This window comes from Tessaracoccus lapidicaptus (assembly GCF_001693815.1).
Classification (GTDB): domain Bacteria; phylum Actinomycetota; class Actinomycetes; order Propionibacteriales; family Propionibacteriaceae; genus Arachnia; species Arachnia lapidicapta.
The window spans coordinates 258,090-276,805 of record NZ_MBQD01000020.1 but is presented as its reverse complement, the minus strand read 5'-3'; the positions used below and the strand labels follow the sequence as shown (position 1 = coordinate 276,805).

Annotated in this window: 19 protein-coding genes; all 19 read right to left on the bottom strand. The window is 71.5% G+C overall.

Translation table 11 applies throughout. The annotated features are described in order from the left end of the window. Positions 1-92 precede the first annotated feature (92 nt). Positions 93-446, bottom strand: a complete 354-nt coding sequence (gene rpoZ, locus BCR15_RS06570; RefSeq protein WP_068751492.1) for a DNA-directed RNA polymerase subunit omega — start codon at positions 444-446, stop codon at positions 93-95. Positions 447-475: 29 nt separating this feature from the next. Then, positions 476-1,030 carry a guanylate kinase gene (gene gmk, locus BCR15_RS06565; RefSeq protein ID WP_068751380.1) on the bottom strand — a complete coding sequence of 185 codons (555 nt, stop codon included), beginning with the start codon at positions 1,028-1,030 and terminating at the stop codon, positions 476-478. Positions 1,031-1,055: 25 nt separating this feature from the next. Next, positions 1,056-1,367 carry an integration host factor, actinobacterial type gene (gene mihF, locus BCR15_RS06560; protein ID WP_078919565.1) on the bottom strand — a complete coding sequence of 104 codons (312 nt, stop codon included), beginning with the start codon at positions 1,365-1,367 and terminating at the stop codon, positions 1,056-1,058. Between the two features lie 92 nt (positions 1,368-1,459). Then, complete coding sequence (gene pyrF / locus BCR15_RS06555; protein ID WP_068751378.1) at positions 1,460-2,269, bottom strand: orotidine-5'-phosphate decarboxylase; 810 nt, start codon at positions 2,267-2,269, stop codon at positions 1,460-1,462. Then, positions 2,266-3,318: a quinone-dependent dihydroorotate dehydrogenase gene (locus BCR15_RS06550; protein ID WP_078919566.1), complete on the bottom strand. Its 1,053-nt coding sequence runs from the start codon at positions 3,316-3,318 to the stop codon at positions 2,266-2,268. The genes pyrF and BCR15_RS06550 overlap by 4 nt, the downstream gene beginning before the upstream one ends. Next, positions 3,315-6,617: a carbamoyl-phosphate synthase large subunit gene (gene carB / locus BCR15_RS06545; RefSeq protein ID WP_068751377.1), complete on the bottom strand. Its 3,303-nt coding sequence runs from the start codon at positions 6,615-6,617 to the stop codon at positions 3,315-3,317. Before carB ends, BCR15_RS06550 begins: the two co-directional genes overlap by 4 nt. Next, positions 6,617-7,741: a glutamine-hydrolyzing carbamoyl-phosphate synthase small subunit gene (gene carA / locus BCR15_RS06540; RefSeq protein WP_068751376.1), complete on the bottom strand. Its 1,125-nt coding sequence runs from the start codon at positions 7,739-7,741 to the stop codon at positions 6,617-6,619. The genes carB and carA overlap by 1 nt, the downstream gene beginning before the upstream one ends. Positions 7,742-7,760: 19 nt before the next feature. Then, positions 7,761-8,186 carry a transcription antitermination factor NusB gene (nusB, locus tag BCR15_RS06535; protein WP_068751375.1) on the bottom strand — a complete coding sequence of 142 codons (426 nt, stop codon included), beginning with the start codon at positions 8,184-8,186 and terminating at the stop codon, positions 7,761-7,763. Beyond that, positions 8,187-8,750, bottom strand: coding sequence for an elongation factor P (efp, locus tag BCR15_RS06530; protein WP_068751374.1), 564 nt, complete (start codon positions 8,748-8,750; stop codon positions 8,187-8,189). It abuts the gene before it with no gap. A 110-nt stretch (positions 8,751-8,860) separates the two neighbouring features. After that, a complete protein-coding gene (gene aroB / locus BCR15_RS06525; protein WP_068751373.1) occupies positions 8,861-9,940 on the bottom strand; it encodes a 3-dehydroquinate synthase in 1,080 nt (359 codons plus the stop codon). After that, complete coding sequence (locus tag BCR15_RS06520; RefSeq protein WP_068751372.1) at positions 9,937-10,434, bottom strand: shikimate kinase; 498 nt, start codon at positions 10,432-10,434, stop codon at positions 9,937-9,939. The genes aroB and BCR15_RS06520 overlap by 4 nt, the downstream gene beginning before the upstream one ends. Beyond that, positions 10,431-11,627: a chorismate synthase gene (aroC, locus tag BCR15_RS06515; RefSeq protein WP_068751371.1), complete on the bottom strand. Its 1,197-nt coding sequence runs from the start codon at positions 11,625-11,627 to the stop codon at positions 10,431-10,433. The genes BCR15_RS06520 and aroC overlap by 4 nt, the downstream gene beginning before the upstream one ends. A gap of 13 nt (positions 11,628-11,640) precedes the next feature. Beyond that, positions 11,641-12,456 (bottom strand): shikimate dehydrogenase, encoded by an 816-nt coding sequence (locus BCR15_RS06510; RefSeq protein ID WP_068751489.1) that lies wholly within the window; start codon positions 12,454-12,456, stop codon positions 11,641-11,643. Further along, a complete protein-coding gene (gene mltG, locus BCR15_RS06505) occupies positions 12,450-13,565 on the bottom strand; it encodes an endolytic transglycosylase MltG (protein ID WP_078919567.1) in 1,116 nt (371 codons plus the stop codon). Before mltG ends, BCR15_RS06510 begins: the two co-directional genes overlap by 7 nt. Next, positions 13,562-14,023, bottom strand: a complete 462-nt coding sequence (gene ruvX / locus BCR15_RS06500; RefSeq protein WP_068751370.1) for a Holliday junction resolvase RuvX — start codon at positions 14,021-14,023, stop codon at positions 13,562-13,564. The genes mltG and ruvX overlap by 4 nt, the downstream gene beginning before the upstream one ends. Continuing rightward, positions 14,016-16,667 (bottom strand): alanine--tRNA ligase, encoded by a 2,652-nt coding sequence (alaS, locus tag BCR15_RS06495; protein ID WP_068751369.1) that lies wholly within the window; start codon positions 16,665-16,667, stop codon positions 14,016-14,018. The genes ruvX and alaS overlap by 8 nt, the downstream gene beginning before the upstream one ends. A 25-nt stretch (positions 16,668-16,692) precedes the next feature. Further along, on the bottom strand, positions 16,693-16,926 hold the full coding sequence (locus BCR15_RS06490) for a DUF6167 family protein (protein ID WP_068751368.1): 234 nt from the start codon (positions 16,924-16,926) through the stop codon (positions 16,693-16,695). Beyond that, a complete protein-coding gene (locus BCR15_RS06485) occupies positions 16,923-17,297 on the bottom strand; it encodes a DUF948 domain-containing protein (RefSeq protein ID WP_068751367.1) in 375 nt (124 codons plus the stop codon). The genes BCR15_RS06490 and BCR15_RS06485 overlap by 4 nt, the downstream gene beginning before the upstream one ends. A 33-nt stretch (positions 17,298-17,330) precedes the next feature. After that, the gene (locus BCR15_RS06480; protein ID WP_228383410.1) at positions 17,331-18,701 is read right to left on the bottom strand and encodes a replication-associated recombination protein A; all 1,371 of its coding nucleotides are present in this window, start codon (positions 18,699-18,701) and stop codon (positions 17,331-17,333) included. Positions 18,702-18,716 lie beyond the last annotated feature (15 nt).

Here is an 18,716-nt window from a genome sequence, read left to right as displayed (position 1 = left end):
GGAGCACTCCTAGCGCGGCGACAAGCCGCATCGTGGGTTGGTCATGGCGGCAACAAGCCGCCCCCGTGGGTGTGAGAGCGCGAGCGGCGATCTCAGGACGCGGAGTCGGGCTCCGGCGTGTCGGCGAAGGGATCGACGAAGGTGAACGCCGGGTCGGCGTCGGCGGCGGTCCGCTCGGCGGCCTCCTGCTCCGGGTCGATCTGCGTGTACTGCAGCAGACCCTCGTTCATCTCGCGCAGCGCGATCGACAGCGGCTTCTCCTCCGGTGCCGCGGGCACGAGCGGGCCGACGTTCTCCAGGAGGCCCTCGCCCAGCTGGGAGTAGTACGCGTTGATCTGCCGCGCGCGCTTGGCGGCGAACAGCACCAGGCGGTACTTGGAATCGATGTTCTCGAGCAGCGAATCGATCGGCGGGTAGGTGATGCCCTCTGGCTGAGTGTTCAAGATGATCCTTCGAAAGAGTCCGGGCGGCCCGGTCACAGGCCCATCAAGCTTACCAAAGCCGCGACGGTTTCCTCGATGTCGGCGTTCTCCACGACGAAATCGGCCTCGTGCTGGGCCTCCAGCTCGAGACGGGCGGTGGTGAGGCGCCGCTCCTGGGTGGCCTCGTCCTCGGTTCCGCGACCGCGGAGGCGTGACACGAGTTCGTCCCACGACGGGGGCGCGAGGAACACCAGGCGGGCGGACGGGAGGTTGCGCTTGACCTGACGCGCGCCCTGCAGGTCGATCTCCAGGACGACGGGACGCCCGTGTGCGACCGCGGCCAGCACCGGCCCACGGGGCGTGCCGTAGTAGTGCGTGCCGTGGACGACGGCCCACTCGAGGAGTTCCCCGGCTTCGATGAGGCGCCGGAACTCGTCGACGTCGACGAAGTGGTAGCTGACCCCGTCGATCTCACCCGGCCGCGGCGGCCGGGTGGTCATGGACACGGAGTAGAACGGGTCCGGGTACAACTCGCGCAGCCGGGCACACACGGTGCCTTTGCCGACCGCGCTCGGGCCGGAGATCACCCAGACGTCTGAGGAGGTCACCCGCCCGAGCTTAGGGAGAGATCAGTCAGCTGAACAACTCGTTGAGCCGGTCGATCTGATGGCGGCCGAGGCCGCGGATCCGCCGGTTCGGAGCGATCTGGAGGTTCTCCATGATCTCTGTGGCGCGGGTGACGCCCACCCGCGGCATCGCGCGGAGGAGGTCGATGACCTTGATCCGCGACAGGGTGTCGTCGCCCACGGCTCTGCCCAGCGCGTCCGTGAACGACACCGTGCCGTTCTTGACCTGTTCCTTCAGCTCGGCGCGGGCGCGTCGCGCCTGCGTCGCCGCCTCGCGGGCCGACTCGAGCTGAGCGCTGCTCAATTGAGGAATCGCCATGGGAGGTCCCTTCACCCTCTGACTGTCCACCCCTGGTGGGGTTGGGTGAAATGTACCGCGAACTGCGCCGTAGCTTGGGGATACGCGTCGATTCAGTCCAGAGCGGCCACGGCGTCGAGCAGCCGGCCGGCCCTCGCGGCCAGCTCGGCGGCTCCCGCGCCGATCACCTCGCGGCTCGCGGTGGGCAGAACCAGCCGCAGCGCGGGGCCGAACACATCGGCCAGGCCCTCGACCGTGCCGCCCTGCGCGCCGATGCCGGGCACCAGGATGGACCCGTTGAACGCGCCCAGGTCGCAGCCCAGGCTGGCGTGGGTGCCCCCGACGACGAGGCCGAGCGCATTGTCGGATGTGTCGTTGAGCCCCGCGCAGGTGTCGACGACGTGCTGGGCCACCGTCGACCGGCCGCTGGTGGCCAGCTGTACCGGGGCGCCCTCCGGGTTGGAGGTCCGCGCCAGCACGTAGAGGCCCTGTCCGCCGGCCACGGCCGCCTCGATCGCAGGAGTCAACGCCCCCACCCCCAGGTAGGGGCTCACCGTGATCGCGTCGGCCCGCAGCGGCGCGTCGTGGCCGAGGAACGCCGCTGCGTAGCCGGCCATGGAGGATCCGATGTCGCCGCGCTTGACGTCGAGGAGGCTCAACGCGCCGGCGGCACGGATGTCGGCGAGCACCGACTCCAGCACCGCGACACCGCGGGACCCGAACGCCTCGAAGAAGGCCGACTGCGGCTTGAAGACCGCGATCCGCTCCCCCAGCGCCTCGACGATGCCGCGGGCGCAGCGCTCGAGACCCGACACGTCGTGGGGTAGGCCCCAGGCGTCGAGGACGGCGGGCATGGGGTCGATCCCCACGCAGAGCCGTCCCCTGTCGGCGGTGGCGGCGGCGAGCCTGGTCGCGTAGCTCATCGGGACCTCCTCAGGTCGTGCAGGCCGCGCACGAGCGCGACGCCCTCGTAGATGAAGCCGGTGTAGAGCTGGATGAGGCTGGCGCCCGCGTCGAACAGGCGGGCGCCGTCGCGCGGGCTCATGACGCCCCCGACCCCGATCACCGGCAGGTCGGTGCCCGCGGCGAGGTGCTCGACGAAGGCGAGGGAGCGGGCGGTGAGCGGCGCCCCGCTCAGGCCCCCGGCCTCGCCCGCGAGCGCGGCGTCGGCGGGGGCGAGCCCGTCCCGGCTCAGGGTGGTGTTGGTGGCGATGATCCCGGCCGCGGCGGAGCTGTTCAGGACAGCGATCGTCTCGGCGAGGTCGGAGCCTTCGAGGTCCGGGGCGAGTTTGACGAAGATGGGCACGGGCCGCGGCGACAGCCGCGTCGCCTCGTCGGTGAGCTGTCCGAGGAGCGAGGCGAGCTCCCGGGCCGCCTGGAGGGACCTGAGCCCCGGCGTGTTGGGGCTGGACACGTTGACCGCCACGTAGTCGGCGTAGGGCGCCAGCAGCCGCAGCGACGTCAGGTAGTCGTCGGTGGCGCCCTCGAGCGGCACCGCCTTGGTCTTGCCGATCGAGATCCCCAGCGGGATGCCGAGCGCCGAGGTGCCCCGCTCGACGCCCTTCGCGCGCAGCGTGGCCGCGAGGGCGGCGGCGCCGGCGTTGTTGAAGCCCATCCGGTTGACGATGCCCCGCGACGCGACCGCCCGGAACACCCGCGGCTTGGGGTTGCCGGGCTGCGCCTGCGCCGTCACGGTGCCGAGCTCCGCGAACCCGAACCCGAACCGCACCCATGCCTGCGCCGCGTGCCCGTCCTTGTCCAGGCCCGCGGCCACGCCGACCCGGTTCGGGAACCGGACCCCCGCGACCGTGACCGGATCCACCACGGTGGGCCGGCCGCCCGCCGGGACCCGCGCCAACGCGCCGATCATGGCCTCGTGCACGCGCTCGGGGTCCCCGCCCGCGTAACGGAACAGCCCGGCGCGCAGGCCGTGGTATCCCGCCCGGAGGGCGCGCGTGCCCAGGCCGGTCACCGGCGCGCCCAGTCCTGGAGCGACCGGACCTCGAGCTCCCCGCGCTGCAGCGCCTCGATGCCCTGGGTGGCCGCGGCCAGCCCGGGCACCGTCGTGATGACGGGGATGTCGGCGAGCACCGCCGCCGTGCGGATGAGGTAGCCGTCCTCGCGGGTGGTGGCGCCCGACGCGGACCCCTCGGGCGTGTTGAAGATCAGGTCGATGCCGCCCGAGATGATGAGCTCCACGATGCTCGGCTGGTCGTCGTCCTCGCGCACCTCGGAGAGCTTGCGCACCTCCTCGGCCGCGACGCCGTTGCGGCGCAGCACCGAGGCGGTGCCCCGGGTGGCCAGCACCTGGAAGCCGAGGTCGACCAGCCGCTTGATCGGCCAGATCGCGTGCCGCTTGTCGCGGTCGGCGATGGACACGAACAGCTTGCCGGAGGTGGGCAGCGGGCCGCCGCCAGCGTCCTGGGACTTGGCGTAGGCGGTGCCGAAGTTGTCCGACAGCCCCATCACCTCGCCCGTGGAGCGCATCTCGGGGCCGAGCAGGGTGTCGACGAAGGCGCCGGTGGCGGTGCGGAACCGGTTGAAGGGCATCACCGCCTCCTTGACGGCCACGGGGGCCCCGGGGCGCGGGGTGGACCCGTCGCCGGTGGCCCGCAGCGCGCCCGACGCCCGCAGGTCACGGATGCTGCGCCCGAGCATGATGAGTGCCGCGGCCTTCGCCAGGGCGGTGTCCGTGGCCTTCGACACGAACGGCACGGTGCGCGACGCGCGCGGATTGGCCTCGAGGACGTAGAGGGTGTCGCTGTGCAGCGCGAACTGGATGTTCAGCAGCCCCCGCACGCCGACGCCCTCGGCGATGGCCCGCGTGAAGTGCCGGATCTGCTCGATCACGGCGTCACCGAGGGTGATCGGGGGCAGCGCGCAGGCGGAGTCGCCCGAGTGGATGCCCGCCTCCTCGATGTGCTCCATGATGCCGCCGATGTAGAGCTCCTCGCCGTCGAACAGGGCGTCGACGTCGATCTCCACGGCGTCGTCGAGGAAGCGGTCGACCAGCACGGGCTGGTCCTCGCTCACCTCGGTGGCCTTGGCGACGTAGGTCTCGAGCGCCTCGTCGGAGTAGACGATCTGCATGCCGCGCCCACCCAGGACGTAGCTCGGACGCACCAGCACCGGGTACCCGATCTCGCCGGCGATCGCCTTGGCCTCCTCGGCGGTCGTGGCCATGCCGTGCTTGGGGGCCGGCAGCCCGGCCCGCGCGAGGACGCGCCCGAACGCGCCGCGCTCCTCGGCCAGGTTGATCGCCTCCGGGGACGTGCCGACGATCGGCACGCCCGCGTCCTTGAGCGTCTGAGCGAGCTTGAGCGGCGTCTGGCCGCCGAGCTGGCAGATGACGCCCGCGACCGGGCCCGCCTGCAACTCGGCGTGGTAGATCTCCAGCACGTCCTCGGCAGTCAGGGGCTCGAAGTACAGCCGGTCGGAGGTGTCGTAGTCGGTGGAGACCGTCTCCGGGTTGCAGTTGACCATGACGGTCTCGTAGCCGGCCTCGCGCAGCGCCATGGTCGCGTGCACGCACGAGTAGTCGAACTCGATGCCCTGCCCGATGCGGTTGGGGCCCGAGCCCAGGATCAGGACGGCCTCCTTCGTGCGCGCCGGCACCTCCGTCTCCTCGTCGTAGGACGAGTACATGTAGGGGGTGGCGGCGGCGAACTCGGCGGCGCACGTGTCGACCGACTTGTAGACCGGGCGGATGCCCAGCGCCCAGCGGACCCCGCGCACCACCTCGGTGGTGAGGTTGCGCAGGGCCGCGATCTGGGCGTCGGACAGGCCATGGCGCTTCGCGCGCCGCAGCAGCTCGGCCGTCAGGTCCGGCGCGTCGTGCACCTCGCGGGCCATGTCGAGGATGATGCCCATCTGGTCGAGGAACCAGGGATCGATTCCGGTGGCCTCGAACACCTGCTCGGTCGTGGCCCCGGCCCGCATGGCCTGCATGACCAGCTGGATGCGGCCGTCGTGCGGCACCGACGCACGCTCGAGCAGGTCGGCGACCGGCTGGAGCGGTGCGGTGAAGTCGAACGGGGCGCGCGGGTCCTCGAGCGAGCGCAGCGCCTTGCCCAGCGCCTCGGTGAAGTTGCGTCCGATGCCCATGGCCTCGCCGACGGACTTCATGTGCGTGGTGAGTGTGGGGTCCGCGGCGGGGAACTTCTCGAACGCGAAGCGGGGCACCTTGACGATCACGTAGTCGAGGCTGGGCTCGAAGCTGGCGGGCGTCTCGCGGGTGATGTCGTTGGGGATCTCGTCGAGCGTGTAGCCGACGGCGACCTTGGCGGCGATCTTCGCGATCGGGAAGCCGGTGGCCTTCGACGCCAGCGCCGAGGAGCGCGACACGCGCGGGTTCATCTCGATGACGATCATGCGGCCGTCGTCGGGGTTGATGGCGAACTGGATGTTGCAGCCTCCGGTGTCGACCCCCACCGCGCGGATGATGCCGATGCCGACGTCACGCATGCGCTGGTATTCGCGGTCGGTGAGCGTCATGGCGGGCGCCACCGTGATCGAGTCGCCGGTGTGGACGCCCATGGGGTCGAAGTTCTCGATGGAGCAGATGATGACGACGTTGTCCGCCTTGTCGCGCATCACCTCCAGCTCGTACTCCTTCCATCCCAGGATCGACTCCTCGATGAGGACCTCGGTCACCGGCGACGCCGACAGCCCGGCCCCCGCGATCTGCCGCAGCTCGGCCTCGTCGTGCGCGAAGCCGGACCCGACGCCGCCCATCGTGAAGCTGGGGCGGACCACGACGGGATAGCCGAGGTCGGTGGCGGCCGCGAGGACCTCGTCCATGGAGTGGCAGATCCGCGACCGGGCCACCTCCGGGTTGCCCCCGGCGATGTCCGTCATGGACAGCACGATGTCCTTGAACTGCTCGCGGTCCTCGCCGCGGCGGATGGCCTCGACGGAGGCGCCGATCAGCTCGACGCCGTAGCGGGCGAGCACCCCGTTCTCGTGCAGGGAGATGGCGGTGTTGAGCGCCGTCTGACCGCCGAGCGTCGCGAGGACGGCGTCGGGGCGCTCCTTGGCGATGACCCGCTCGACGAACTCCGGCGTGATGGGCTCGACGTAGGTCGCGTCCGCGAAGTCGGGATCGGTCATGATCGTGGCGGGGTTGGAGTTGACCAGGACGACGCGGAAGCCCTCCTCGCGCAGCACGCGGCAGGCCTGCGTGCCGGAGTAGTCGAACTCGCAGGCCTGGCCGATGACGATCGGTCCGGACCCGATCACCAGGATCGAGGAGATGTCGGTGCGACGGGGCATCAGGCGTCCTTTCCGGCCATGACGTCGACGAAGCGGTCGAACAGGTAGTTGGCGTCGTGGGGGCCGGCCGCTGCCTCGGGGTGGTACTGGACCGAGAATCCGACCAGGTGGCCGTCACGGCGCAGCTCCAGACCCTCGACGACGTCGTCGTTGAGGCACACGTGGCTGACGGTGACCTCGCCGAACGGCGTCGGGGCGGCGGCGTCGAGCGGGGCGTCGACGGCGAACCCGTGGTTGTGGGCCGTGACCTCGACCTTGCCGGTGGTGCGGTCGATGACGGGCTGGTTGATCCCGCGGTGCCCGAACTTCAGCTTGTAGGTGCCCAGGCCCAGCGCGCGGCCGAACAGCTGGTTGCCGAAACAGATGCCGAAGTACGGGATCCCGGCGGTCAGAACCTCCCGCAGGACGGCGACCGGGCCGTCCGCGGTGGCGGGGTCGCCGGGTCCGTTGCTGAAGAACACGCCGTCGGGCTCGAGGGCGGCGATCTGCTCGAACGTGGCGTGCGCCGGCACGACGTGCACGTCGAGGCCGCGGGCGGACAGCTGGGTCGGGGTCATGGACTTGATGCCCAGGTCGACCGCGACCACCGTGAAGCGCCGCTCCCCCACCGCCGGCACCAGGTACGGCTCGGCCGTCGTCACGTCGGCCGTGAGGTCCTGGCCGGCCATCAACGGCTGCTGGAGGACGCGAGCGAGGAGCTCGTCGGTGTTGGTGGTCTCGGTGGAGATGCCGACCCGCATGGCGCCCCGGTCGCGGATGTGCCGCGTGAGCGCCCGGGTGTCGATGTCGCTGATGCCCACGACGCCCTGCGTGGCCAGTTCGGCGTCGAGGCTGCGGGCCGAGCGCCAGTTGGACGGCCGCGGCGACGGGTCGCGGACGATGTACCCGGCCACCCAGATGCGCGAGGACTCGTCGTCCTCGTCGTTCCAGCCGGTGTTGCCGATGTGGGGGGCGGTGGCCAGGACCACCTGGCCGCGGTAGCTGGGGTCGGTCAGGGTCTCCTGGTAGCCGGACATGCCGGTGGAGAACACCAGTTCGCCGAAGGTCTCGCCGGCGGCGCCGAAGGATCGGCCACGAAATACGCGCCCGTCCTCCAATACCAGAATCGCAGGAAGGGAACTCATGCGCACCTCGCTAGATAGGTCAGTTCGTCGTGGGCTTGTCGGCCAGGGCCTTGGCCAGGAGGCCGTTGAGGAAGGCCGCTGATTCGTCCGTGGACAGGTCCGCGGCGAGCCGGATCGCCTCGGCGATCACGGCCCCCGGCGGGACGTCGGAGTGGTCGATCTCGAAAATGGCGATGCGGGCCAGGTTGCGGTCGATCGCGGGCATGCGCTCAAGCGGCCAGGCGGGCGGCGCGGCGGCCGCGATCCTGCGGTCGATCTCCGCGCCGTGCTCGGCGACGCCCAGCACGATGCGGGTCGTCAGTTCGCGCGTGGGCGAGCCCAGGTAGGAGCGCTGCTCCGCGAACGTCTCGTTCACCGAAGCCCCGCGCAGCTCGGCCTGGTACAGGATGTCCAGGGCGGCCTTGCGGGCCTTCGTCTGAGTCGTGTAGCCGTGACGCTGGTCCATCTACGAGCTGACGCGGCCCTGGTAGGAACCGTCGCGGGTGTCGACCTTGATGCGCTCGCCGGTGGTGATGAACAGCGGGACCTGGATCTCCTTGCCGGTCTCCAGCGTCGCGGGCTTGGTGCCGCCGGTGGAGCGGTCGCCCTGCAGGCCGGGCTCGGTGTAGGTGACCTCGAGCTCGACGGAGGCCGGCAGCTCGATGAACAGCGGGTTGCCCTCGTGCGTGGCGACGATGGCGGTCTGGTTCTCCAGCATGTAGTCCTTGGCGTCGCCGACGGTGTCGGCGGAGACGTGGAACTGCTCGAACGAGGTGTTGTCCATGAAGACGTAGTCGTCGCCGTCGAGGTAGAGGTACTGCATCTCGCGGCGGTCTACGGTCGCCGTGTCGACCTTGGTGTCCGAGTTGAACGTCTTGTCGATGATCTTCCCGGTCAGCACGTGCTTGAGCTTCGACCGGACGACCGTGTTGCCCTTGCCCGGCTTGTGGTGCTGGAACCACAGAACCTGCCAGAGCTGACCGTCGAGGTCGAGCACCATTCCGTTCTTCAGGTCGTTGGTTGACGCCATGCAGGGGTCTCCTCGTTCGAGTGTCGTGGGGGCGCTGTCCGGCCAACGCGGCAGTCTACCCGAGCCCGCCGTGTTCTCCTATCCGCGACCGAGGCGCGGAATCGCCCCGGTCAGGTGGTGGCGAGCTCGCGGTAGGCGCGCTCGAGGACGGTCTCGTCGGGGGCGTCCAGGATCACGGGGGCGCCCAGGGCGGAGAGCCCGACGAGCCGAAGCCGGTCCCCGCGGGCCTTCTTGTCGAGGCTCATGAGGGCGCGTAGCTCCGGGTAGGCCCCGCCGGGGTAGGTCAGCGGTAGTCCGAGCCCGCCCAGGAGGTGGTCGTGCAGCGCGACGGCCGACTCGTCGAGTCCGAGCAGGTCGCGCGAGACGCGGGCCATCCAGGCCATGCCCACGCTGATGGCGTCGCCGTGCCGCCAGGTGTAGCCGGCGTGGGCCTCGATCGCGTGCCCGAGGGTGTGGCCGTAGTTGAGGGCCTCCCGTCCGACCCGGGAACCCGACGAGGTGGCCTCGCGGAAATCCGCGGCGACGACCGTGGCCTTGACGGCGACCGCCCGTTCGACGAGCTCGGCGAACCTGCGTCCGGTCGTGTCCGTGCTGTCGGCGAGGTCACCCGACGCCAGGTCCAGGATGCGCGCGTCGGCGATGAAGCCGCACTTGACGACCTCGGCCAGCCCCGCCCGCACGTCCCGGTCGGGCAGAGTGTCGAGGAGCGCCAGGTCGCACAGCACCGCGCGGGGTTCGTAGAAGGCGCCGACGAGGTTCTTGCCGGCAGGCAGGTTGATGCCGGTCTTGCCGCCGACGGCTGCGTCGACCATCGCCAGGACGGTGGTCGGGACGCTGATGTAGGCGACGCCGCGCAGCCAGGTGGCCGCGACGAAGCCGGCCAGATCCGTGGTGGTGCCGCCGCCGAGTCCGATGACGACGTCGTTGCGCGTGAGGCCCGCGTCCGCCATCGCGTTCCAGCACGCGCTGAGGACCTCGGGGGTCTTCGCGCGCTCCGCATCGGGAACCTCGACGAGGGTGACGGGCCGGTCGAGGCCGGCGGCCACCGCGCGCGCCACCGGCGCCACGGCGGGGGCGTGGACGAGCGCGACGCGGTGAGCGTCGCCGAGCAGACCGGGCAGACGGTCGAGGGCTCCCCGCTCGATGTGCACGTCGTAGGGGCCGAGGGCCGAGTGGACGCGGACGCTCATCCGACAGTCCGCTCCGACGCCAGCTGGTCGGCGACCTCGGAGCTGCCGCGGCCGTCGGTGTCGACCACCTGCGTGGCGAGCGCCTCGTACACCGGGGTGCGTTCGCGCAGCAGTTCGATGAGCCGGCCGCGGACGTTGCCCAGCAGCAGCGGCCGCACCGTGTTCATGCCGACCCGGCGCGTCGCCTGCCCGATGGACACCTTGAGCCAGATCACCTCGTGCCCCGTGAGGGCGTCGCGGACGGCGGGGTTCATCACGGCGCCGCCGCCGAGCGACACCACGTCGTAGGTCTCGAGCAGCTCGACGGTGGCCTCCTGCTCCAGCTGCCGGAAGTAGGCCTCGCCCTCCTCGGCGAAGATCTCCGCGACGGGCTTGCCGACGACCTCCTCGATGCGCTGATCGACATCGACGAACGTGCGCCCCAGCTTGCGGGCCAGCCGCTTCCCCACGGAGGTCTTGCCGGCGCCCGGGGCTCCGATCAGAACGATGCTCATCGGCCGATCCTCAGACCGCGCGCCGCGACATCGGCGAGGTAGGACTCCGCGTTGCGCCGGGTCTCGGCCACCGAGTCGCCGCCGAACTTCTCGAGCACCGCCTCCGCCAGCACCAGCGCCACCATGGCCTCGGCGACCACGCCGGCCGCCGGCACCGCGCAGACGTCGGAGCGCTGGTGGTGCGCGGCGGCGGGCTCGCCGGTCGCGGTGTCGACGGTGCGCAGCGCGCGTGGCACGGTCGCGATGGGCTTCATCGCCGCGCGCACGCGCAGCACCTCGCCCGTCGACATGCCGCCCTCGGTGCCGCCGGCGTGGTGGGTCGCCCGCGCGATGCCCCGCTCGCCGGGCAGGATCTCGTCGTGCGCCGCGGAGCCGCGCCGGCGGGCCAGCTCGAAGCCGTCGCCCAGCTCGACGCCCTTGATGGCCTGAATGCCCATGAGCGCCCCGGCCAGGCGGGCGTCGAGGCGCCGGTCCCCCTGCGTGTGGGACCCGAGGCCGGGCGGCAGCCCCCACGCGACCACCTCGACGACGCCGCCCAGCGTGTCGCCGTCGCGGTGGCAGGCCTCCACCTCGGCCTGCATGGCCACCGAGGCGTCGGCGTCGAAGCACCGCACGGGGTCGGCGTCGATGGCGGGCAGGTCGCCCAGCGTCGGCAGGTCGCCGCGGGTCGCGCGGACGGGGCCGAGTTCGACGACGTGGCTGAGGACCTCGATGCCGAGGGCCTGCTGGAGGAACGCCTGGGCCACGGTTCCCAGCGCCACGCGCGCGGCGGTCTCGCGGGCCGAGGCCCGTTCGAGGATCGGGCGCGCCTCGTCGAAGTCGTACTTCTGCATGCCGGCGAGGTCCGCATGGCCCGGGCGCGGCCGGGTCAGCGGGGCGTTGCGCGCCAGCGCGGCCAGCTCCTCGGCATCGACCTCCTCGGGCGCCATGACGCGCTCCCACTTCGGCCACTCGGTGTTGCCCACCATGATCGCGATGGGCGAGCCGAGCGTCTCGCCGTGCCGGAAGCCCGCCAGCAGGGTGACCTCGTCGGCCTCGAACTTCATCCGGGCGCCGCGTCCCACACCGAGGCGGCGGCGCGCGAGGTTCGCGGAGACCTCCGCGGCGCCGACGCGGACGTGGGCCGGCATGCCTTCCATCGTCGCGATGAGCGCACGCCCGTGGGACTCTCCGGCGGTCAGGTATCGAAGCATGGGCGTCATTGTGTCAGAGTCGCGAGCGGCGGCTGAGCTCCTGTTCGGCCGCGGACCGGCAGCCCTCGAACGTCACCTGGTGCCCGGTCATGAGGAAGAACTGGTCGACCGCCTGCCCGGCGAGCAGGTCCAGCCCGTTGAGGGCCGGGGTGCCGGCCGCGTCCGCCGCGCGGGCCAACGGAGTCGGCCACGGATCGTAGACGACGTCGAACACGACACCGGCCGCAGCGGCCAGCCGCGTCGCGTGCGGGGCGGTGGCGGCGGCCGGCACGGTGTTGGCCACGAGATCGACGGCGAGCAGCGGCTCCTCGAGGCCGCGCGCCTCGGCGACGACACCCAGCACCGCGGCCAGTTCCAGGAGCGCCTCGGCACGCTGGGGCACGCGCGCCAACACCACCAGGTCACGCAGCCCCAGCCCGGCCAGCGCCAAGAGGATCGAGCGGGCCGTCGCGCCGTTGCCCACGACGGCGGCCGACCGGATGTCGGCGAGGCGGTGTGCCCGCCAGGCCCGGACGAACCCCGGCACGTCGGTGTTGTAGACCCTCGGCGTCGGACCGAAAATGAGCGTGTTCCCCGCGCCGAGGAGCCGCGTGGGCTCGTCCGGATCGCCGTGGGCGAGGATGGCGTCCTTGTGCGGCGCCGTGACGCTGAGGCCCGCCCATGCCGGATCGGCGGCGCAGCCGCGCACGAAGTCGTCGAGACCCTCGGCAGGGACCGTGTGCGCGTCGTAGACCCAGTCCAGGCCGTGGGCCGCGTAGCCGGCGCGGTGGATCGCCGGTGACAGCGAGTGACCCGCCGGATCCCCGACGACTCCGGCCCGTCTCAGCATCGCCCGGCGTTGGCCTGACACCACTGCTGGAACAGGGCCACGTTGGCGTTGTGTTCCTCGATGGTGGCGGCGAAGCGGGTCTCGCCGGTGTCGAGGTCCACGGTGACGAAGAACAGCGCGTCGCTGTCCGCCGGCATGAGGGCCGCCTCGAGCGCGGTGCGGCCCGGGTTGCTGATCGGTCCCGGGGGAAGGCCGGGGTACTTGTAGGTGTTGTACGGCGAGTCGACGGCGCGCTCCTCGGCCGTGGTGGTGACCGTGTCGAACCGCCCGACCGCGTAGTGCACGGTGGAGTCCATCTGGAGCGGCATCTCGGCGGCCAACCGGTTGTAGATGACGGCGGCCACCTTCGGCTGATCCTCGGGCTCGCTGACCTCGCTCGCGATGATGGAGGCGATGGTCACGACGTCCAGGGGCTCCACCTGCATCTCCGCGGCACGGCCCTCGAGCCCCATGTCCTCGGCGACCCGGCCGAACTGCTTGACCTGGGTTGCCAGGATGTCGGACGCCTTCGGGGGTTCGCCGACCGCGTACTTGGCCGGGAACAGGAAGCCCTCGAGCTTGCCCTGGGCGTATTCGGGCAGGGCGTAGATGCTCGTGTCGGAGGCCGCGGCGGTGACATCGGCGACTGCCAGCCCCGTCTTGTCGGCGATGATGTCGGCCTGCTCCGCCGCCGTGGTGCCCTCGGGGAAGGTCACCCACAGCCGCTCCTGGTTCGCGGGGTCCAGGAGCATGTCGAACGCCGTCTCGGCCGGCAGCTCGGTGCGGAGGTTGAACCGCCCGGCCTGCAGCTTGTCCGAGTCGCCGCTCTGCTGGGCCACGTTCCGGAAGGTGCGCGTGGACTTCACGACGCCGGCCTCGACGAGGATGTCGCCGATCTGCGTGACGCTGGCCCCGCGCGGGATCACCACCTGGACCGGGTCCTTGCCCTCGCCCAGGTAGTCCTCTTCGGTGCGCCACGCGAGGTAGGCGTCGTTGACCTTGGAGTAGACGAACCACCCACCCCCGATCAGCACCGCGAGAGACAGCAGCACCGCGAACGTGCTGCGCGCGTAGTACCCGATCTTCCGCCAGTCGAGCCGGGAATCGTTGTCGAACAACGTGGGACTCACGTTTCCTCCTTCGCCGCGGGTTCACCGACAGGGGCGCCCTCGCGCTCCTCGCCGTCGAGCGCCCGTTGCAGGATCTCGACGGCGGCCGCCTGATCGATCACACTGCGCTGCTGCCTGGCGCGCCGGCCGGCGGAGCCCAGACTACGTGACGCCGACGCGGTGCTCATCCGCTCGTCGACCAGCCGGACCTCGACGGGCGTCACCCGAGCGGCCAGCTGGGCGGCCTTGGCCAGGACGAACTCCGCCGCGTGGGATCGGGCGCCGCCGAGGGTGAGCGGCAGGCCGACGTACACGACGTCCGGGTCGTACTCGGCGACGAGCTCCGCCAGCCGGACCAGTTCCCCGGCCCCGGCCGGGACCGTCTCGACGGGGTACGCGAACGACACCCCGGGGTTGCAGGCCGCGACGCCGATGCGCGCCTTGCCCCAGTCGATGCCGAGGCGCGCGCGGTCAGGCACGCGCCGCCAGAGCGTCGCGGACGGCCCGCAGCGCCTGCGGGGCCGCCGACGCGTCAGTGCCGCCGCCCTGAGCGAGGTCGTCCTTGCCGCCGCCCTTGCCGCCCAGTTCCGCGCAGGCCACCGAGATCAGTTGGCCGGCGCGGAGCCCGAGGCCGCGGGCGGCCTCGTTCGTCGCGACGAGCGCCGTCGGCTTGTCGGCTCCGCCGATGAGCGCCACGACAGCCGGGTCTGAGCCGAGCCGTTCGCGCAGGTCCAGGGCGAGCGTCCGCAGGTCGTTGCCCGTGACACCGGGCACGGTGATGCCCAGGTACCGGACCCCGGCCACGTCGACGGCATCGCCGACCATCCCCGCGGCCGAGGCCAGCAGCCGTTCCGCGTTGAGGGCGGCGATCCGCTTCTCGGCGTCCTTGAGCTGCGCCACGAGCCGCTCGACGCGCCCGACCAGCTGGTCGGGCTGAACGCGCAGCGTGTCGGTCAGCTCCGCGACCAGTGCGCGCTCCGCGGCGAATCGCTGGAAGGCGTCGCCGGCCACCAGGGCCTCTACGCGGCGCACACCGGATCCGATCGAGGCCTCCGTGATGAGGTTGAGCACCCCGATCTCCGCGGTCGTCCCCACATGCGTGCCGCCGCAGAGCTCGCGGGACCAGGGCCCGGCGAGTTCCACCATCCGCACCACGGGCGGGTACTTCTCCCCGAACATGGCCATCGCGCCCAGCGCCTTGGCCTCCTCGAGCTTCATCTGCTGCGCGGTCACCGTGAAGTTGTCGACGATGGCCTGGTTCGCGCGCGCCTCCACCTCGGCGCGCATCTGGTCCGACAGCGCCTGGGGCGAGGAGAAGTCGAAGCGCATGTAGCCGGGCTTGTTGTAGGAGCCCGCCTGCGTCGCGGTGGGGCCGACCAGCTCGCGCAGCGCAGCGTGCACGATGTGCGTCGCGGTGTGCGCCTGCGCGGCTCCGTGGCGCGCGATGGGGTCGACGTGCGCCTCGGCCCCTGCCCCGGCCGCGAGCTCACCGAACACCTCGACCCGGTGCACGACCAGGCCGGGAACCGGGCGCTGCACGTCCAGGACCTCGAGCGTGAAGCCGTCGCCGACGATGCGCCCGCGGTCGGCGTCCTGGCCGCCCGCCTCGGCGTAGAACGGGGTCTCCTCCAGCACGATCTCGACGGTGCTGCCGTCGGCCGCGCGGTCCACCACGGTGCCGTCGGCGATGATGCCGCGGACGCGGGTGGCCGCGTCGAGGTCGGTGTAGCCGAGGAAGGGGACCTCGCCGCGCTCACGCAGCTCGCGGTACGCCTCCATCGAGGCCGCGCCACCCTTCTTGGCCTTCGCGTCGGCGCGGGCGCGCTCCTTCTGCTCGCGCATGAGCTCGTCGAACTTGCCCCGATCCACGGTGAGGCCCTGCTCGGCGGCCATCTCCATGGTGAGGTCGATCGGGAAGCCGTAGGTGTCGTGCAGCTGGAACGCCTGGTCGCCGGCGAGCGCGGGGGTCGCCGCCGACTTCGCCTGCGCGACCGCCGTGTCGAACATCACGGTGCCGGCCTGCAGCGTGCGGCGGAAGGACTCCTCCTCGGCCGCCGCGGCCTGCGACACGCGCGCCCAGTTGTCGTCGATGTCCGGGTAGGACACGCGCATGAGGTCACGCGACACCGGCAGCAGTTCGCTGAGGACGGGGTCTTGCACGCCGAGGAGCCGCATCGAGCGGACGACGCGGCGCAGCAGGCGACGCAGCACGTAGCCGCGGGCCTCGTTGCCGGGCGTGACGCCGTCGGTCATCAGCATGAGCGACGAACGGACGTGGTCGGCGACGACGCGGAACCGCACGTCGTCGGTGGGGTCAGCGCCGTAACGCCGGCCGGAGAGCTCCGACGCCTTCGCGATGACGGGGAACACCTCGTCGATCTCGTACATGTTGGCCACGCCCTGCTTGAGCAGCGCGACGCGCTCCAGACCGGACCCGGTGTCGATGTTCTGGCTGGGCAGCGGCCGCAGGACGTCGAAGTCGTCCTTGGCGCGCACCGCCGAGAGCTCCTCCTGCTGGAACACGAGGTTCCAGATCTCGAGGAAGCGGTCCTCGTCGACCACAGGTCCGCCGTCACGGCCGAACTCGGGGCCACGGTCGATGTAGATCTCGGAGCAGGGACCGCCGGGGCCGGGGACGCCCATGTGCCAGTAGTTGTCCTTCAGGCCGCGTTCCTGGATGCGGTGCCGGGGAATCCCGACCTGCTGCCACAGGTCGATGGTCTCCTGGTCCCCATGCAGAGCGGTGACCCACACGGACTCAGGGTCGAAGCCCCAGCCGCCGTCGTCCTCGGAACCCGTCACCAGGTCCCAGGCGTAGCGGATGGCGCCTTCCTTGAAGTAGTCGCCGAAGGCGAAGTTCCCGAGCATCTGGAAGAAGGTGCCGTGGCGGGTGGTCTTGCCGACCTCGTCGATGTCCAGGGTGCGCACGCACTTCTGCGAGGACACGGCGCGCCTGAATGGCGCCGGCTCGTCGCCGAGGAAGTACGGCTTGAACGGCACCATGCCGGCGTTGACGAACAACAGCGTCGGGTCGTTGTAGAGCAGGGAGGCGCTCGGCACGACGGTGTGGTCGCGGGCGGCGAAGAAGTCGACGAAACGGCTCCGGATCTCGGAGGTCTTCATGCGGATAGGTCCTCGGGGAAGTGGATCAACGGGTGGCGGTGGGGAGGTTGAGCTCGCGGCGCAGCTCGGCCTCGCGGTCGGCGGCGGCGGCGCGGAAGGTGGCGACGAAGTCCCCGAAGCTCGCGGCGGCGCGGTGCCCCTGCTCGACGACCTGATCCTGCACGCCGCGGGGCGTGACCTGGTACAGCAACTGCTTGCCGCGCAGCACGACGAAGACGGCCAGCCCTGCGCCGACGAGGAGCCAGAACAGCCTGCTCACTTCTTCTTCCGTCCCTGGAAGGCCTTGCGGACCCCGTAGGTGAAGGCGGCCGTCTTCACCAGCGGACCGCCGAGCGTCGCGGCGAACAGCGTGGACATCTGCGCAGCGTTCTCGGTCACGACGGTGGCGTGGCCGGAGGCCCGGCTGACGTCGTCGGTCACGACACTCAGCTTGGCCAGCTCGTCGTTGGTGGCGACGACGGTGCCCTTCAGCTCCTGGAGGACGGGGACGGCGTTGTGACCGAGGTCACGCACGGCCAGCCGCACCTCCTCGAGCACCCGGCCCAGCTTGAGCAGCGGTCCGGCCATCAGGGCGACGAGCACGCACAGTGCGATCGCGGCGATGAGCCCGGCGATCTCTCCAACGGTCATGGGGGTCCTCCTCCAACTTCGGACGCCGTAACTCTAGCCGACGGCCCCACCGTCGAGGAGGCGGCGCAGCGTCGCGACCCGGTCCGCGATGGCGGCCTCCTGGCCGTGGTCGGTGGGCCGGTAGTAGCGCGTGCCCTCCAGATCGTCGGGGAGGTAGGTCTGGGCGACGACGCCGTGGTCGAAGTCGTGGGGGTAGCGGTAGCCCTGTCCGTGGCCCAGCTTGGCGGCCCCGGCGTAGTGGGCGTCGCGGAGATGCGGGGGGACGAGTCCGCCCTTGCCACGCCGGACGTCGGCGACGGCCTCGTCCAGCGCGAGATAGGCGGCGTTGGACTTCGGGGCGGTGGCCGCGGCGACCGTGGCGTGGGCCAAGGTGATCCGCGCCTCCGGCATGCCCAGAAGTTGCACGGCCTGCGCCGCGGCGACACAGGTCTGCAGCACCCCGCTGGCGGCCATGCCGATGTCCTCCGAGGCCGAGATCATGAGGCGCCGCGCGATGAATCGCGGGTCCTCCCCCGCCTCGAGCATGCGGGCGAGATAGTGCAGGGCGGCGTCGACGTCGGAGCCGCGGATCGACTTGATGAAGGCCGAGATGATGTCGTAGTGCTGGTCGCCGTCGCGGTCGTAGCGCACCGCCGCGCGGTCGGCCGAGGACTCGACCGCCGCCTGGTCGATGACGCCGGTGCCCAGTGCCTCGGCGGCAGCGGCCGACTCCTCGAGGTAGGTCAACGCGCGGCGCGCGTCGCCGCCCGACAGCCTGACGATGAGGTCGCGGGCGGCTGGCTCGAGGCTGAACTGATCCCCCGACGCCCGGCGCACTCCCCGGTCGTCGGTGAGCGCGCGCTCCAGAAGGCCGACCAGGTCGGCCTCGGTCAGCGGCTGCAGCCGCAGGAGGAGGGACCGCGACAGCAGGGGCGAGATGACCGAGAACGACGGGTTCTCGGTGGTGGCGGCGATGAGGGTCACGAGCCGGTTCTCGACCGCGGGGAGCAGGACGTCCTGCTGCGCCTTCGAGAAGCGGTGGACCTCGTCGACGAACAGGACGGTCGCCTGGCCGCGTGCCAGCTCGCGACGGGCGGCCTCGATCTCGGCGCGGACCTCCTTGACGCCCGCGGTCACGGCGGAGAGCTCGACGAACCGGCGGTTCGTGGCACGGGAGACGACGGAGGCGATCGTCGTCTTCCCCACCCCCGGCGGCCCCCACAGGAACACCGACATGGGCTGGCCGTCCGCCAGGCGCCGCAGAGGCGACCCGGGCGCGAGCAGGTGCTGCTGGCCGACGATCTCATCGAGTGAGCGCGGCCGCATCCGCACCGCGAGCGGCGCCTGGGGGTTGGCGGCGTCGCCGAGGGATCCCCCGCGCGTCGGGGGCGTGGGGTCCGGGGTGCCGAACAGGTCCGTGCTCACCGGTCCCACTCTAAC